This is a genomic window from Pseudomonas sp. FP1742, assembly GCF_030687145.1.
GTDB classification, from domain to species: Bacteria; Pseudomonadota; Gammaproteobacteria; order Pseudomonadales; family Pseudomonadaceae; genus Aquipseudomonas; species Aquipseudomonas frederiksbergensis_D.
This window is the reverse complement of record NZ_CP117460.1, coordinates 2,312,537-2,328,227: the sequence shown is the minus strand read 5'-3', so window position 1 is coordinate 2,328,227 and position 15,691 is coordinate 2,312,537. Positions and strand designations below refer to the sequence as shown.

Annotated in this window: 14 protein-coding genes; 2 read left to right on the top strand and 12 right to left on the bottom strand. The window is 59.8% G+C overall.

Annotation, left to right across the window (positions count from 1 at the left end; genetic code table 11):
• Positions 1-12: 12 nt before the first annotated feature.
• A complete protein-coding gene (locus PSH64_RS10355) occupies positions 13-1,710 on the bottom strand; it encodes a glutamine--tRNA ligase/YqeY domain fusion protein (protein ID WP_305480602.1) in 1,698 nt (565 codons plus the stop codon).
• Positions 1,711-1,972: 262 nt separating this feature from the next.
• Here PSH64_RS10355 and PSH64_RS10350 point away from each other — a divergent pair, with 262 nt between their 5' ends.
• Positions 1,973-2,476 carry a peptidylprolyl isomerase gene (locus PSH64_RS10350; protein ID WP_086944998.1) on the top strand — a complete coding sequence of 168 codons (504 nt, stop codon included), beginning with the start codon at positions 1,973-1,975 and terminating at the stop codon, positions 2,474-2,476.
• Complete coding sequence (gene lpxH / locus PSH64_RS10345) at positions 2,473-3,225, top strand: UDP-2,3-diacylglucosamine diphosphatase (protein WP_305480601.1); 753 nt, start codon at positions 2,473-2,475, stop codon at positions 3,223-3,225. Before PSH64_RS10350 ends, lpxH begins: the two co-directional genes overlap by 4 nt.
• Before the next feature lie 123 nt (positions 3,226-3,348).
• On the opposite strand, the gene PSH64_RS10340 is transcribed toward lpxH, so the two are convergent.
• The 11 genes from PSH64_RS10340 to PSH64_RS10290 form a co-directional block, all read right to left on the bottom strand.
• Positions 3,349-4,878, bottom strand: a complete 1,530-nt coding sequence (locus tag PSH64_RS10340; protein ID WP_105343978.1) for a DHA2 family efflux MFS transporter permease subunit — start codon at positions 4,876-4,878, stop codon at positions 3,349-3,351.
• Between the two features lie 126 nt (positions 4,879-5,004).
• Positions 5,005-6,207: an HlyD family efflux transporter periplasmic adaptor subunit gene (locus PSH64_RS10335; RefSeq protein WP_105343979.1), complete on the bottom strand. Its 1,203-nt coding sequence runs from the start codon at positions 6,205-6,207 to the stop codon at positions 5,005-5,007.
• 15 nt (positions 6,208-6,222) lie between these two features.
• Positions 6,223-7,692 carry an efflux transporter outer membrane subunit gene (locus PSH64_RS10330; RefSeq protein ID WP_305480600.1) on the bottom strand — a complete coding sequence of 490 codons (1,470 nt, stop codon included), beginning with the start codon at positions 7,690-7,692 and terminating at the stop codon, positions 6,223-6,225.
• The gene (locus tag PSH64_RS10325) at positions 7,682-8,161 is read right to left on the bottom strand and encodes a MarR family winged helix-turn-helix transcriptional regulator (RefSeq protein ID WP_007940922.1); all 480 of its coding nucleotides are present in this window, start codon (positions 8,159-8,161) and stop codon (positions 7,682-7,684) included. Before PSH64_RS10325 ends, PSH64_RS10330 begins: the two co-directional genes overlap by 11 nt.
• A gap of 195 nt (positions 8,162-8,356) precedes the next feature.
• On the bottom strand, positions 8,357-9,676 hold the full coding sequence (locus tag PSH64_RS10320) for an OprD family porin (RefSeq protein WP_026286361.1): 1,320 nt from the start codon (positions 9,674-9,676) through the stop codon (positions 8,357-8,359).
• A gap of 191 nt (positions 9,677-9,867) precedes the next feature.
• The gene (locus PSH64_RS10315) at positions 9,868-10,701 is read right to left on the bottom strand and encodes a phosphodiesterase (RefSeq protein ID WP_105343983.1); all 834 of its coding nucleotides are present in this window, start codon (positions 10,699-10,701) and stop codon (positions 9,868-9,870) included.
• Positions 10,702-10,726: 25 nt separating this feature from the next.
• Positions 10,727-11,758: an ABC transporter ATP-binding protein gene (locus PSH64_RS10310; protein WP_305480599.1), complete on the bottom strand. Its 1,032-nt coding sequence runs from the start codon at positions 11,756-11,758 to the stop codon at positions 10,727-10,729.
• The gene (locus PSH64_RS10305) at positions 11,755-12,549 is read right to left on the bottom strand and encodes an ABC transporter permease (RefSeq protein ID WP_018925473.1); all 795 of its coding nucleotides are present in this window, start codon (positions 12,547-12,549) and stop codon (positions 11,755-11,757) included. Before PSH64_RS10305 ends, PSH64_RS10310 begins: the two co-directional genes overlap by 4 nt.
• A complete protein-coding gene (locus PSH64_RS10300; RefSeq protein ID WP_305480598.1) occupies positions 12,546-13,415 on the bottom strand; it encodes an iron ABC transporter permease in 870 nt (289 codons plus the stop codon). The genes PSH64_RS10305 and PSH64_RS10300 overlap by 4 nt, the downstream gene beginning before the upstream one ends.
• Positions 13,416-14,420 carry an ABC transporter substrate-binding protein gene (locus tag PSH64_RS10295; protein ID WP_018925471.1) on the bottom strand — a complete coding sequence of 335 codons (1,005 nt, stop codon included), beginning with the start codon at positions 14,418-14,420 and terminating at the stop codon, positions 13,416-13,418.
• Entirely contained in the window at positions 14,404-15,423 is a 1,020-nt protein-coding gene (locus PSH64_RS10290) for a substrate-binding domain-containing protein (RefSeq protein WP_064618828.1), read from the bottom strand. Before PSH64_RS10290 ends, PSH64_RS10295 begins: the two co-directional genes overlap by 17 nt.
• Between the last annotated feature and the right edge of the window lie 268 nt (positions 15,424-15,691).

Sequence of the window (15,691 nt, the reverse complement as noted above, 5' to 3'; positions counted from 1 at the left end):
CTTAAGACTTGATCACTGGCCCCACGAATCACGCAGGGTCACGGTACGGTTGAATACCGGAGCGCCCGGTTTCGAGTCCTTGATATCCGCGACGAAATAACCTTCGCGCTCGAACTGGAAACGGTCTTCCGGCTGTGCATTGCCCAGCGAGGGTTCAGCACGACAACCGGTGAGGACTTGCAGTGAGTCAGGGTTGATGTTGTCCAGGAAACTGGCGCTGTCTTCGGCCTTCTCCGGATTCGGAGAACGGAACAGACGATCGTACAGACGCACTTCGCACTCGACGCTGGCCGCAGCCGGCACCCAGTGCACCACGCCTTTGACCTTGCGGCCTTCAGGGTTCTTGCCCAGGGTGTCCGGATCGTACGAGCAACGCAGTTCGACGATGTTGCCGTCGGCATCCTTGATCGCTTCGTCGGCACGGATCACGTAGCTGCCGCGCAGACGCACTTCGCCGTTCGGCTCCAGGCGCTTGTAGCCCTTCGGCGGCTCTTCCATGAAGTCTTCACGGTCGATGTAGAGCTCACGGGCGAACGGCAGAACGCGCACGCCCATGTCTTCTTTCGGGTGGCACGCCAGTTCGAGGTTCTCGACCTGACCTTCCGGGTAGTTGGTGATCACGACTTTCAGCGGACGCAGCACGCACATGGCGCGTGGAGCGCTGTGGTCGAGGTCGTCACGGATGCTGAATTCGAGCATGCCGAAATCCACCACGCCGTCGGAACGGTTGGTGCCGATCATTTCGCAGAAGTTGCGGATCGATTTCGGCGTGTAGCCACGGCGGCGGAAGCCCGACAGCGTGGACATGCGCGGATCGTCCCAGCCATTGACGTGCTTCTCGTCCACCAGCTGCTTGAGCTTGCGCTTGCTGGTGATGGTGTAGTTCAGGTTCAGACGGCTGAACTCGTACTGACGCGGGTGCGCCGGTACTGGCAAGTTGTCGAGGAACCAGTCGTACAGCGGACGATGGCTTTCGAACTCCAGAGTGCAGATCGAGTGGGTGATGCCTTCGATGGCGTCCGACTGACCGTGGGTAAAGTCGTAATTCGGGTAGATGCACCACTTGTCACCGGTCTGGTGGTGATGCGCATGACGGATGCGATACATGATCGGGTCACGCAGGTTCATGTTCGGCGAGGCCATGTCGATCTTGGCCCGCAGCACGCGTGCGCCGTCCGGGAACTCACCGGCACGCATGCGGGCGAACCAGTCCAGGTTCTCTTCGACCGAACGCTCACGGAACGGGCTGTTCTTGCCCGGCTCGGTCAGGCTGCCACGGTATTCCTTGGCTTGCTCAGGGGTCAGGTCGTCGACGTAGGCCTTGCCGGCCTTGATCAGCTCTACCGCCCAGTCGTGCAACTGGTCGAAATACTGCGAGGCATAGCGCACTTCACCGGACCATTCGAAGCCCAGCCATTTGACGTCGCTTTCGATCGCGTCGATGTATTCCTGGTCTTCCTTGGCCGGGTTGGTGTCGTCGAAACGCAGGTGCGTGACGCCGCCGAACTCCTGGGCCAGGCCGAAGTTCACACAGATCGACTTGGCGTGACCAATGTGCAGGTAGCCGTTGGGCTCGGGCGGGAAACGAGTAACGATCTGCGTGTGCTTACCCGAGTCCAGGTCCGCCTGGATGATCGGGCGCAGGAAATTGACCGGTACGGCAGGGCCGGTCTTGGAATTCGAGGTAGGGTCGACAGTGGGCTTGCTCATAGGATCCTTGAACGTACAAGTGCGCGGCCAGTTGGCCAAATCGAAGCGGCTGTTATAAATCAAAGGGGCTTATCATAGCCGATGCTGTCAAGTGGCTGACAGAGCAGGCCGGCAATCGGTTGCATTTAATCGGCTGGCAATGAAAAACAGCCTCGAAATTCGCGTCCGGCACGCTAAACTGCGCACCTTGGCCGACACTGGCCGGACCGGTTGAGGGCTGTAGAGCCCCGAAACCCACGAATTCTTAGAATGAGTACCCATCATGACCAAAGTCAAACTGTCTACCAACTTCGGCGACATCGTCCTGCAACTGAACGCTGAAAAGGCACCGCTGACCGTTGCCAACTTCATCGAATACGTCAAGGCCGGTCACTACGAAAACACTGTTTTCCACCGCGTCATCGGTAACTTCATGATCCAGGGCGGCGGTTTCGAGCCAGGCATGAAAGAAAAGAAAGACAAGCGCCCAAGCATCCAGAACGAAGCCGACAACGGCCTGCCGAACAAGAAGTACAGCGTTGCCATGGCCCGCACCATGGAGCCGCATTCGGCTTCCGCGCAATTCTTCATCAACGTGGCTGACAACAGCTTCCTGAACCACAGCGCCAAGACCGTTCAGGGCTGGGGCTACGCGGTATTCGGCGAAGTGGTTGAAGGCACCGACGTCGTCGACAAGATCAAAGGCGTGGCCACTACCTCCAAGGCCGGTCACCAGGACGTACCCGCAGACGACGTGATCATCGAGAAAGCCGAGATCATTGAGTGATACTGCTGATTTCAGACTTGCATCTGGAAGAGGAGCGCCCGGACATTACCCGGGCGTTTCTGGATTTGCTCGCCGGACGCGCCTGCTCGGCGAGTGCGTTGTACATTCTGGGCGACTTTTTCGAGGCGTGGATTGGCGACGATGCCATGACGCCGTTCCAGCGTTCCATCTGCCAGGCCCTGCGTAATTTGAGCGACAGCGGCACGGCGATTTTTCTGATGCACGGCAATCGCGACTTCATGCTCGGCAAGGCCTTCTGCAAAGCGGCCGGCTGCACCTTGCTCAAAGATCCGAGTGTCGTGCAGTTTTACGGCGAGCCGGTGCTGTTGATGCACGGCGACAGCCTCTGCACCCGCGATGTCGGCTATATGAAACTGCGTCGTTACCTGCGCAACCCGATCACCCTGTTCATCCTGCGCCATCTGCCTTTGGGCACCCGGCATAAGCTGGCGCGCAAGTTGCGCAGTGAAAGCCGTGTGCAGACGCGGATGAAGGCCAATGACATCGTCGATGTCACGCCGGAAGAAGTACCGCGGGTCATGCAGCAATATGGCGTGAAAACCTTGATCCACGGCCACACCCATCGCCCCGCCATCCACAAGTTGCAGATTGGCGAGCAAGCGGCCAAACGCATTGTGCTGGGGGATTGGGATCGTCAGGGCTGGGCATTGCAGGTGGATGAGCAAGGGTTTGCATTGGCGCCGTTTGATTTCACCCCGCCGCCGCAATTGGCAGCCCCCGCGAACTAACGGCCAAACACAAAACCCATGTGGGAGCGGGCTTGCTCGCGAAGGCGGCGTGTCAGTCAACATAAACGTTGAATGTTAAACCGCTTTCGCGAGCAAGCCCGCTCCCACAGGGACTGTGTTGACTTAATGACCGGCTGCCGCAGGCCCTGCCTTCGCCGCAAATGGCGGTTTCGCCAGCCACACCAACAGAATCAAGCCCATGAACGCCCACCCCAGCAACGTGAAGTAATCCACGGTGGAGAGCATGTATGCCTGGCTGGTCAGCACATGATCCAGTTGCGCGTAGGCCGGGTTACCCGCCCCGCCCAGGGTGTTCAACGCTTCCCGGGTTGCCGGCTCATAGGTGGTGATGCTTTCACTCAGATACGCATGGTGCTGATCGGCCCGGCGAATCCAGATCCAGGTGGTCAACGACGCCGCAAAGCTACCGCCCAGGGTCCGCAGAAAGGTCGCCAGCCCCGCGCCATCGGCAATCTGGCTTGGCGGCAGGTCCGACATCAAAATGCTCAGGGTCGGCATGAAGAACAACGCCACGCCAATCCCCATGAACAGCTGCACCAGGGCGATGTGCTGGAAGTCCACTTCGTTGGTAAACCCGGCGCGCATGAAGCAACTCAAACCGATGCACAGGAACGCGCCACCGGCCAGCAGCCGCAGGTCGAATTTGTGCGCGTACTTGCCGACAAACGGCGACAGCACTACCGGCAGAATGCCGATCGGCGCCACTGCCAGGCCAGCCCAGGTAGCGGTGTAGCCCATCTGGGTTTGCAGCCATTGCGGCAGGATCAGGTTGATGCCGAAGAACCCGGCGTATCCGCCCACCAGCACGATGGTGCCGATGCGGAAGTTGCGGTAGGCGAACAGCCGCAGGTTGACCACCGGGTGTTTGTCGGTCATCTCCCAGATCACGAACACCGCCAGCGCAATTACCGAAATAGCCGCGCCGATGATGATGAAATTCGACTCGAACCAATCCAGGTCGTTGCCCTTGTCGAGGATCACCTGCAATGCCCCCACCCCAATGATCAAGGTGATCAGCCCCACGTAATCCATCGGCTGGTAACTGGTTTCCACCGGACGCGCCTTCAGTTGCTGGCGCACCACCATCACGGCGAAAACCCCGATCGGCACGTTGATGAAGAAGATCCACGGCCAGCTGTAGCTGTCGGTGATCCAGCCGCCGAGGATGGGACCGGCAATCGGCGCCACCACCGTGACCATCGCCAGCAACGCCAGGGCCATGCCGCGCCTGGCGGGCGGATAGACCGCGATCAACAGGGTCTGGGTCATCGGGTACAACGGCCCGGCCACCAGGCCTTGCAGTACCCGAAAGCCGATCAGCTCCGGCATCGAGGTCGAGATACCGCACAGAAACGACGCCAGCACGAACAGCATCGTCGCCCACAAAAACAGTTTCACCTCACCAAAGCGTCGGCTGAGCCAACCGGTCAGCGGCAGCGCGATGGCGTTGCTCACGGCAAACGAGGTAATCACCCAGGTGCCCTGCTCCGAACTCACGCCCAGGTTGCCGGAAATCGTCGGCAAGGCCACGTTGGCGATGGTGGTGTCGAGCACTTGCATGAACGTCGCCAGCGACAGGCCGATGGTGCTGAGCACCAGGCTGGGCGGCGAGAAAGAGGCGTTATGGCTCATCGCGAATCCTTTGGAGCTGAATTTTTTGGAGCGGGATTGGCACAGCGCCTGTTACTGACGCAGCTGACCTTGTGGGAGTGAGTGTGGAGAGGGAGCTCACTCCCACAGGGTCGGTGTGATGGCGAATCAGCGGTGCGCGGTTTTGCTGACCGCGGCGCTGTTATCGTGGATCAATTGGGTGATCATCGCGTCGGCCTCGACCAACTGACGGTCATACACATTGGTACTGAACGAAGCCTTTTGCGGTGGCTGTTGCGCCAGTACCGGACCGCTCTGGTCACGCAGGTTCACATCGACCTGAGTCGACAGGCCGACCCGCAATGGGTGTTTGGCCAGCTCTTCGGCATTGATGTGAATCCGCACCGGCACCCGCTGCACGATCTTGATCCAGTTACCGGTGGCGTTCTGCGCCGGCAGCAAGGCAAATGCACTGCCGGTCCCGGCGCCGAGGCTGTCGATGGTGCCGCTGTATTTGACGTTGCTACCGTAGAGATCCGCTTCGATGTCCACCGGCTGACCGATGCGCATGTCACGCAGTTGGGTTTCCTTGAAGTTGGCGTCGATCCACAGCTGATCCAGCGGGATCACCGCCATCAGCGCCGTGCCCGGCTGAACCCGCTGACCGAGTTGCACGGTACGTTTGGCGACATAACCGGTGACTGGCGCAATCAAGGTGCTGCGGGCATTGTTCAGGTACGCCTGACGCACTTGCGCGGCGGCGGCCATCACGTCCGGGTGCGACGACACCACGGTGTCATCGACCAGCGCGCTGGTGGTCTTGAGCTGTTGTTGGGCGTTGGCCAGGGCATTCTGCGCCGAGGTCAAGTCATCACGGGCGTGGGACAGTTCTTCCTGGGAAATCGCCCCGCCGGCGGCGAGATTTTTCCGACGATTGAAGTTTTCCTGAGCCTTTTGCACTTCGGCCTGCTGCGCATTGACCTGGGCTTTCATACCGTCGACGTTGCTGTACAAGCCGCGCACCTGGCGCACCGTGCGGGCCAGGTTGGCCTGGGCGCTTTGCAGACCGACTTCGGCGTCGTTCGGATCGAAGTTGATCAGCACCTGGCCTTCGTGGACCAAATCGCCATCGTCAGCGCCGATGCTGACCACGGTGCCGGTGACCAGCGGCGTGATTTCCACCACGTTGCCGTTCACGTAGGCGTCGTCGGTGCTTTCGCTCCAGCGACCGAAGAATTGGTGATAACCCCAGACGCCGGCTCCGGCGAGGATCACCATGATGGTCAGGACAAACAGCATCACTTTGCGCTTGCGCGGGTTGCTCGTGTCTTGAGCGTTGTCAGGGGCTTGAGTTGTATCGACAGTGGCCATGACGAGTACCTTGAATTAGTTGTGCTGCGTGGCTGGGATTGCGTTGGCTGCGGTCAGGGTGTCGCCCTGAAATCCGCCACCCAGCGCTTGCATCAGTTGAATCGACAGATCGATCTGCTCGGCATTCAGGTTGGCCAACTGACGCTGGGCCTGGAGCAATTGCTGCTCGATGCTGAGCACATCCAGGTAGTTACCGATGCCGGAACCGTAGCGCTGAACCACGGTGTTGTAAGAATCCCGGGCGATGTCGGTGGCGTGTTGCTGGGCGCCGATTTGCCGGCCGATATCGTGCAACTGGTTGATGGTGTCGCTGACATCGCCTAAAGCTTTCACCAGGCTTTTGTTGTACTGCGCCACCGCGAGGTCGTAATCGGCGTCGCGGGAATCGAGGTCGGCACGCAGGCGGCCGCCGTCGAAAATCGGCACCGAGATCGTTGGAGCGATGTTGAAGAAACGGCTCGCCGAACCAAACATCGCATCGCCCAGTAAAGATTCGGCACCCGCCGCCGCGCTCAAGTTCAAGTTGGGATAGAACTGTGTTTTGCCAGCGGCGATGTTCTTGCTCGCGGCCTCGACCCGCCAGCGCGCGGCCACGAGGTCGGGACGACGACCGAGCAGTTCGGCCGGCAATACCGACGGCAATGCAACGGCGCTGGCCTGAAGGACTTTCGGCCGGGCGATTTCGTTGCCGCGATCCGGGCCTTTGCCCAGCAGCACCGCCAAGGCGATTTTCGCGCTTTGCAGGCGTTTCTCGGCGTCGATCAGGCTGGCTTCGGCGCTGGCTTCAAGGCTTTCGGTTTGCTGGAACTGGTACTGACTGTCGATCCCCGAGCTCAGGCGACGCTGGCTGAGGTCGAGCATTTGTTGGGTGCGCTTGAGGTCTTCGCTGGCCAGGTCATGGATGATGTGTGCCTGCCCCAGATCGCTGTAGGCGCGGGCGACGTCGGCGGACAAGGTCAGTTGCGCGGCCCGCTGATCGACTTCGGCGGCGCGGGCCTGGCCCAATGCGGCTTCCCAGGCATCGCGCTGGCCGCCCCAGAGGTCGAAGGTGTAATTGAAGCTGGCGCCGAGATTACGCACGGTGGAGTAAGTGCCACCCTGCCCGCTCGGGTCTTTGTCGCGGGCCAGACGCGAACGGCTGACACCAGCGTTGGCATCGAGGGTGGGCATCCGCGCAGCATCAGCGGCATAGGCGGCAGCACTGGCCTGGTGAGCACGGGCGTCGGCGATTTGCATGTCGGGGCTGTCGTGCAGGGCTTCGCGGATCAGGCCGTCGAGCTGCGGGTCGCCGAGGCTTTTCCACCAGTCGCTTTTCGGCCATGCGGCGGGTGTCAGGATCACACCATTGAGCGACTGCCCGGCCTTGAGGTTCTTCGCATCGAGGCTGACGCCTTCGGTGCTCAGACCACTGTAACTGGCGCAACCGGCGACGCTCATGGCCAACAGCACCAGGCTCAGTCCGGTACGCAGGCGTTTACTGTTCATGACCACCTACCCGCAGCAAGGTGATCGAGTCACCCGCCGCTACCAGGATTTTCTTCAGGATGTGTTCCAGGGTTTTCAATTCTTCCGGGGTGATGGCACCGGCCAGTTCATTCATGGCATCGGCGCCGATCTGCGGCAGCTGGTCGGTCAACTGCTGGCCTTGTTCGGTCAGCACCAGTTGCACCTGGCGGCGGTCTGCCTCGGAGCGTTGGCGGGCAAGGAAACCTTTCTGTTCCAGACGATCGAGCATGCGGGTCATCGAACCGCTGTCCAGCGACAGGTGACGGCACAGCTCGGCCGGGGTATCGACGCCAAACTGGGCCATGATGATCAACACTTTGAACTGCGCGGCGGTGATGCCGTGGGGTTCCATGTGCGTGTCGATGATCCGGTCCTTGAGCAGCGCGGCGCGTCCGAGCAAGAGGCCGAGATGGCAATTATGGAAATCGTATGAGGAGAAATGTTTCATCTGACCACCAATTAGCTGCCTAGGCAGAGAATGTATGACGAGATGTTACTGCCTAGGCAGCGAATGTCAACGTAATAGTTAGGTTGCTTTGTATTTAGCTGATCGGCGGCGGGGGGATAGAGTGGTCAATCGTCGGCAGGAACAGGTTCACCCACATGATCGTGAACCTGTTCGCCGATGGGCTTGAAGGCGGGCTTACATCAGGGGAATGGAATAGCTCACGATCAAGCGATTCTGATCCTGATTGCGGGCGATATCGCTGCGTGACATTGCGTTGCGCCAGCCGAAACCGACGTTCTTCAACGCGCCACTTTGAATCACATAATCCAGGGAGATATCTCGCTCCCATTCGCTCGCGTCCTGGCCGCTTGTCGTCTGGATGTTGTTGCCCTTGAGATACATGACCGACGCCTTCAGACCCGGAACTCCCACGGCCGCGAAGTCGTAGGCATATTGCGCGAATGCGGTCCGTTCGCCGGCCTGGATGAAGGTTTGAATGGTGCGGTCGGTGTACAGATAAAGACTTGCGCCGCCCTCGCCTTTGTCGACCAGCCCGCCTTGATTGAGTTGAGCAAAGTTGCTGTCATCGGAAACGCTTTGATAACCCGCTGTAATGGCATGGCCGCCTAACGAGTAAATGAATGCCGCACTCCAGGTATCGTTGTCGATTTCACCCGTCCCGCCTTTGGTATAACCACCTAACTTGTAACCACTGGCACGCCCGGCGGCACTGCTGTTCTTGCCATCGGAAGTGGTCTTGAAATATCGCAAGTCGGTTTTCAGCGAGCCGTACTCACCCAACGGCAGTACATGCAATACACCGGCGAAGTGCTGTTGGTAATAGTCTTCAAGGTTGGCGTAGTAATACTGGGCAGTCAGGTCTTTAGTCAGTTTGTAATCAGCGCCGGCGAAGGTGAACTTGTTGCTTTCCTGGTTGGCACCCGCTACCGCCAGGCCGGCACTGTCGCTGGAACCGCGGCCAGTGGCATGCTCAAGTTGGCCGGCGGTAAAGGTCAGATTATCGAGTTCGTTGCTGGTGACCTGACCGCCTTCAAAGGTTTGCGGCAGCAGTCGACCATCGTTCGCCACCAGAATCGGCAACTTTGGCTGCAAGGTGCCGTAGCGCAACTCGGTCTTGGAGAACCGCATCTTTGCCGTCGCGCCGGCACGCGCCCATTGATCCGCGGCCTTATCGCCATCACTGGGAATCATTGAACTGCCGACATGCCGTCCTTCACCGCTGTCGAGCTTGATCCCAAGCAAACCGATCGCATCCAGACCGAAACCCACCGTACCGTCGGTGAACCCCGACTGATAGTTGAGCATGAAGCCTTGGCCCCATTCTTCAGTTTTCGACGGCGCGGCGGCACCGTCGCGGTTATCGTTATTGAAATAGAAGTTACGCAAGTTCAAGTTGGCTTTGCTGTCATTAATAAAATCAGCAGACGCCAAGGGACTCAGGGCCATGCCCAAACCGCCGGTCAAAAAACTTAATACTTGAAACGAGGCTTTCATCAGGGCGAACTCCAGCGCAGAAACCATGTTCTGTGCGCAGTAAAAAGACAGCAGGAAGCAACGGGCCCACCAATGGATAAGCCCGCGCATTAAGTCATCATTGAGATAAACGTCATGTAACCGTACTAAGTGGCCGTCGTTAAAACCTCCCCAAGCTAAATAAGCACAGCATCGTCATCGTCCTGGCGTTATCAGTCGATCAATCCATGATCGTCATAAAACGGATAAGGCCCGGCGTATTCACCGAACACGGCGTTGTGGGTCACCAGACCTTGTTGCGGATGCCAGCGATGTACCAGGTACCCCGCCGGCTCCAGATTGAAATGTGCGGGCGCGGATGCCTCCAGATCCAGCACGATCTGGTGGGAAGTGCCGGGGCACACACAACTCAACGAGCCGCCGAAGCGACGCTGCATGGGCCGATGCAGATGCCCACAAAGCAAGCGCTCTACCTGCGGATGGCGAGCGACGAGCGCTTCCAAAGCAGCGGTATTGATAAACGGCTCGTGGTCCATGTGGCCGATGCCCGTGATAAAGGGCGGATGATGAAGAATCAACAGCGTCGGTACATGGGGGCGACGGGACAATTGCTCATCGAGCCAGCGCAACTGGCTGTCCAGCAATTGACCGCCATGGGCGCCCGGCCGGGTCGAGTCCAAGCCGATCAGGCGTACCGGATGCTCCTCGACCACCCAGTCGAGCGGCGCGTTGGCGTTAGTCGGCAAATAAGTGTGATGGGTAAATCCCGCCAGTAGCTGCTCGCGATGATCGTGATTGCCGGGAACCAGATAGACAGGCATGTGCAATCGCGCCAGTTCGCGCTTGAGCACCGCGTATTCATCGGCACGGCCGAAATCCACCAGGTCGCCGCTGATGACCACGATGTCAGGGCGCGGTTGGCTGGCATTCAAATGATCCACCGCGCGCCGCAACGCGCCCAGACAATCGACCACGCCATAGGTCAGCTTTTGATCGGCTTTAAGGTGCAAATCGCTGATCTGCGCAATAAGAAACGGATTGTTCAAAATAAGTGCTCTTAAACAAAAAACATCACGAATGCAGGGTGAACAACACGTGTGGCTCGATGGCCAGGGCAATCAGCGCGCCAGTGGCATGAATGACGCCGTCAGCGCTGTCGACCAGCAATGGCTGCCCGACCCCGACGTCCACCAACAGGCGACTTTGCGCCCCCTGGAAAAACTGCCCGACCAGACGACCGCGCACATGCCCGGCACCGTCCATCACCCGCAAATGCTCAGGACGGCAGTACACCGTCGTCGGCACAGGGATCCCCTTCCAGGGCAACTCGCCACCGCTGACCTTCAAGCCATGGGCGGTCGGTTCGATCACCGGGAACGCATTGAGGTTGCCGACGAAACTGGCGACAAACGCGTTGGCGGGTTGCTGATAGATGTCTCGTGGCGTGGCAAGTTGTGCGATGCGTCCGCGCTCCATGACCAGGATCCGGTCCCCCAGCGCCATGGCCTCGCCCTGGTCGTGCGTCACAAACACCGAGGTAATGCGCAAGCTGCGCAGCAGTTGATCCAGCTCGCTGCGCAGCCGTTCGCGCAACTGCGCATCCAGCGCTGCCAACGGCTCATCAAGCAGCAACACCCGAGGCCGGGGGGCCAACGCACGGGCGAGTGCCACCCGCTGACGCTGGCCGCCGGACAACTCGTGAATGCGGCGTTTGCCGTGATCCTGCAGGCCGACCAATTCCAGTAACTCGGCGCAACGCTTGTTGCGTTCGGCGGGCGACAGGCCTCTTATCTTCAGGCCGTAAACAATATTGCCGGCCACGTCCAGGTTCGGAAACAACGCGTAATTCTGAAACACCATGCCCACGTCGCGGCGCTCGATCGGCAGGCGTGTGACGTCACTGTCGGCAAAGAAAATCTGCCCGACATCCGGGCGTTCAAGGCCGGCGATCATGCGCAACGTGGTGGTTTTACCGCAACCGGACGGGCCAAGGATCGCCAAGGTTTCCCCGGCCTCGATAGTCAGGTTCAAATCATCTACAGCAACGGTGCCGTCAGAGAACGCCTTGCGGCAACCCTGCAGGCGAATAGTGGTTCCAGTCATCGACGCTCTCCACGAGAAAGACGGGCGCTGATGGCTTGCAACGCAATCAGCAGCGGCACGATCATCAACAGAAATATGAGGGTGTAGGCGCTGGCCACTTCCAGCCGCGCCGAGGCATAGCTGTCGGCCAGGCCCACCGGCAAGGTCTTGGTCATCGGTGTGTGGAGCATCCAGGTCAGGTTGAACTCACCCAGCGACAGGGTGACGACCATCAACACTCCGGCCAGTATCCCGGCCCGACAATTGGGCACCACCACACTGAAGAAACGCTTGATCGGCCCGGCACCGAGGCTCGCCGCCGCCTCTTCGAGCGTCGGCAATTGCTGGCGCTGCATCACCGCCATTACTGGGCGCACCAGAAATGGCAAGGTAAACAGCACATGACCCACCAGGATAAACAGCCAACTGCTGCGAAACTCGCCGAATTGCCCGTAGGTCAGCAGCAACGCCAAGGCACTGGCCAAGCCCGGCATGGCCACGGGCAACACCATCAGCTCTTCAAATGCACGGCTGAAGCGGTTGTTCATCCGCACCAGGGCATAAGCCGCCGGCACGCCGATCACGCAAACACACACGGCACAGGCAACCGCCAACCGCAGTGATAACCAGACCGTCGGCGAGTAGCTTTGCCAGACCTGAATCAACCAGTCGAACGTCAGGCCACTGGACACCCCGACGAAGTAATTGCGCGTCAGCCCCGCCAGCAATGACATCAGCACCGGCACCAACATGAAGGCACAGACCAGCAGGGTAAAAACCAGCTGTGCGATAAACAGCGTTGTTCGTTTCACAAAACCGTCCCCGACTGTTTGGCCACGCGCCGTGCCAGCAACAGCACCGCCCAGGTGACTGCTCCGAGGATGACCGACAGCGCAGCGGCCACGGTGAAATTGGCGTAGTTGGTGAACACGTTATAGATGGCCACGGGGGTCACGTTCAGCCGCGTGCCCAAGGTGAACGCAGTGCCGAAAGCGCCCATCGACGTCGCGAAACAAATGGCGCCGCAGGATACCAGCGCGGGGGCCAACCCCGGCACGATCACGTCGCACACCACCCGCCAATGTCCGGCGCCGAGTGAGTGCGCGGCTTCTTCCAGGCTGCGATCCAGGCTTTCACACGCGGCCATCACCGTGAGAATCACCCGCGGAATCGAGAAGTACAGATAACCGATGAACAGCCCCGTCAGCGAGTAAGCGAAAATCCAGCGCTCACCCGCCATCCCCAGACCGAGCGAGGCGAACAGGCCTTGTCGACCAGCCAGCAGAATCACCAGAAAGCCGACCACCACCCCGGGAAACGCCAGCGGAAACGTCAGCAGCGCAACTAACGCCGAGCGACCGAAGAACTGCTGGCGAGCGAGAAACACCCCGCTGATGCCACCGACCAACAACGCCGCCAGTGTCACCAACGCCGCAAGGAGACAGGTCTGCACCAGGCTGCCAAGGTATTGCGCACTACTGAGCACTTGCCAATAGCCACTGTCGCTGCCCTCGCGCCCCTGCCCACCCAGCACAATCAAATGCGCCAGCGGCAACAGCCAGAACGCGAGCAGAACCGCTGCCGCCGGGGCCAGCGCCCAGGCAGCCGTTGGTCGCAAGCGCTGCAAAACATCGTGGCGGGACGAGACGTCCTGCACGTTGAGCGGCACAGTCGTCACTTACTTGACCTCACTCAGATAGCGCGCAGCAAAGGCTTCCTGCACCGCCGCCATTTTTTCGTAATCGACCACGCCGGCGCGGGCATAGTCACTGTCCGGAAGGAACTGCGCGGCGACGTCGGCCGGCATCTTCATCTCACGAACCGGACGCAGATATGCCTTGGCCCACAACGCCTGCCCCTGGTCGGACAGCACAAAATCCAGGACCTTTTCGGCGTTGGCGCGATGCGGTGCATTGTCGACCACGCTCATCACGTAAGGCACGCTGATGCTGCCTTCCCTGGGGATCACGAAAGCGACGTTCGCCTTGTCTTTGTAGCGCGCACGGTAAGCGTTGAAGTCGTAGTCGACCAGAATCGGCAGCTCACCGGAAAGCACCCGCGCATACGCGGTTTGTTTCGGCACGATGGGCGCGTTTTTCGCCAGTTTCTGGAAGTAATCAATGGCCGGCGCGAAGTTATCCAGGGTCCCGCCCATCGCCTGATTAATGGCGACCGCGGACACGTAACCGACGAATGCACTGGATGGATCGAGGTAGCCGACCATGCCTTTGTACTCAGGCTTGAGCAGATCAGCCCAGCTCTGCGGCACCGGCAAGCCACCCAGCGCATCGACGTTGACCATGATTCCCAACGTGCCGGAATGAATTGCAAACCAGTGCCCCTGCGGGTCTTTCAACCCCGTCGGAATCTGCTCCCAGCCTTTGGGTTTATAAGTCCCGACGACTCCGGCTTTTTGTGCCTGTAAACCGAATGTCACGCCGTAATACACCACGTCCGCCACCGGCGCGGCGTGCTCGGCAACCAACTGCGCCAGAGCCTGGCCAGAGTTTTTATTGTCCAGCGGTACCTGCACACCTGTGGTGTCGGCAATGGCCTTGAGTTGAGTGCCCCAATCTGCCCATTCCGGTGGACAGTTGTAGCAAATCGCCGTTTCAGCGGCCTGGGCCAGGCTGGCCACACCGCACAGCCATAACGCAGCCAGGGTTTTAGTGAAGCGGGTCATCGAGTTTCTCCTCGTAGGGTTGAGTACTTTCGCCTGGCCGGACATGGCAAGGCAGGCAATGGGAAACCGGGGCAGCGCCAGCAATTTGTGCCAGCAATTGGTCAATGACCGTGCTGGCCAGCGTTGCAATTGGCTGCACCACGCTGCACAGCGTGGGGTGCATTTGCGTGCCCAGGGCGATACCGTCGAAACCGATCACTGACAGCTGCCCAGGCACATTCCAGCCGTGTCGGCGCAGTTCGGCGATCAGGCTGATCGCCAGCAAATCGTTGGAACAAACCAACGCGCTGGGCGCCTGTGGTCCGGACAAAAAAGGTTCAAGGGCGGCGAAATCGGCTTGGGTATGGGCGGGCATTTCGATCACCGGCAAGCTGTCGAGGCCGTGCTCACGCATCGCGTCGCCATAACCGGCGTAACGCAGACGGGCACGGTCAGACTGCAAGGCCGGGCCGGCGACCATGCCAATGCGCCGATGCCCAGCGTCCAGCAAATAGCGCGTGGCCAGTGCCATCCCGGCGCGGTTGTCGACCGACACCGCGCTGTAATCGGGATTGCTCGGTTGGTGATAAGCCAGCACAAACGGCGTGTCCTCGCTGGCGAGGCTTTGCAGCACGCGGTTGCTTTCGGCATCGGTAACGGTCAGCACCAGCCCGTCAACCCGCTGGCGCAACAACTCCTCGACCACCGCGCTTTCACGCTCGCTGTTGTAATCGGTGGTCGCCAGCAACAAATTGTAGCCACGCAAACGCGCGGCCCGCTCCATTGCCTGGAATTGCTCGGCGAACACCGGATTGAGGAGATTGGGGACCACCACCCCGATCAGGTTGGTGGTTTGCAAACGCAGTTGACGGCCGAGGCGATTGGGCCGAAAACCCAGTTCGCGGGCAGCGGCGAACACTTGCTCGCGGGTCGCCGGACGCACCACTTCAGGGGAGGCGAAGGTCCGCGCGGCAGTCGCCCGCGATACACCTGCCAGTCGTGCAACTTCTTTCAAATCAGTCATTGTCGCTCGCTTGAGATCGATCTCATTCGCGAGAACATTACTCAGTGAACATGGCGTTCATGCGATTAAAAGATGACATTTTGATGTCAATCGCGGCATCCGATTACGCCCCACCCGCTCAACGGATTTGAGCACAGGCGCACCTGTCAGACCTTCAGCGATCCCGCAGAAATAGACTGGGTGTGTTTCCTCCCCCCACGTCCAGAGTCCGTGATGTCTTGCTCTGGGCTACGAGCGAAAAAATGATAAATGTTCTAGTTAGTGAATT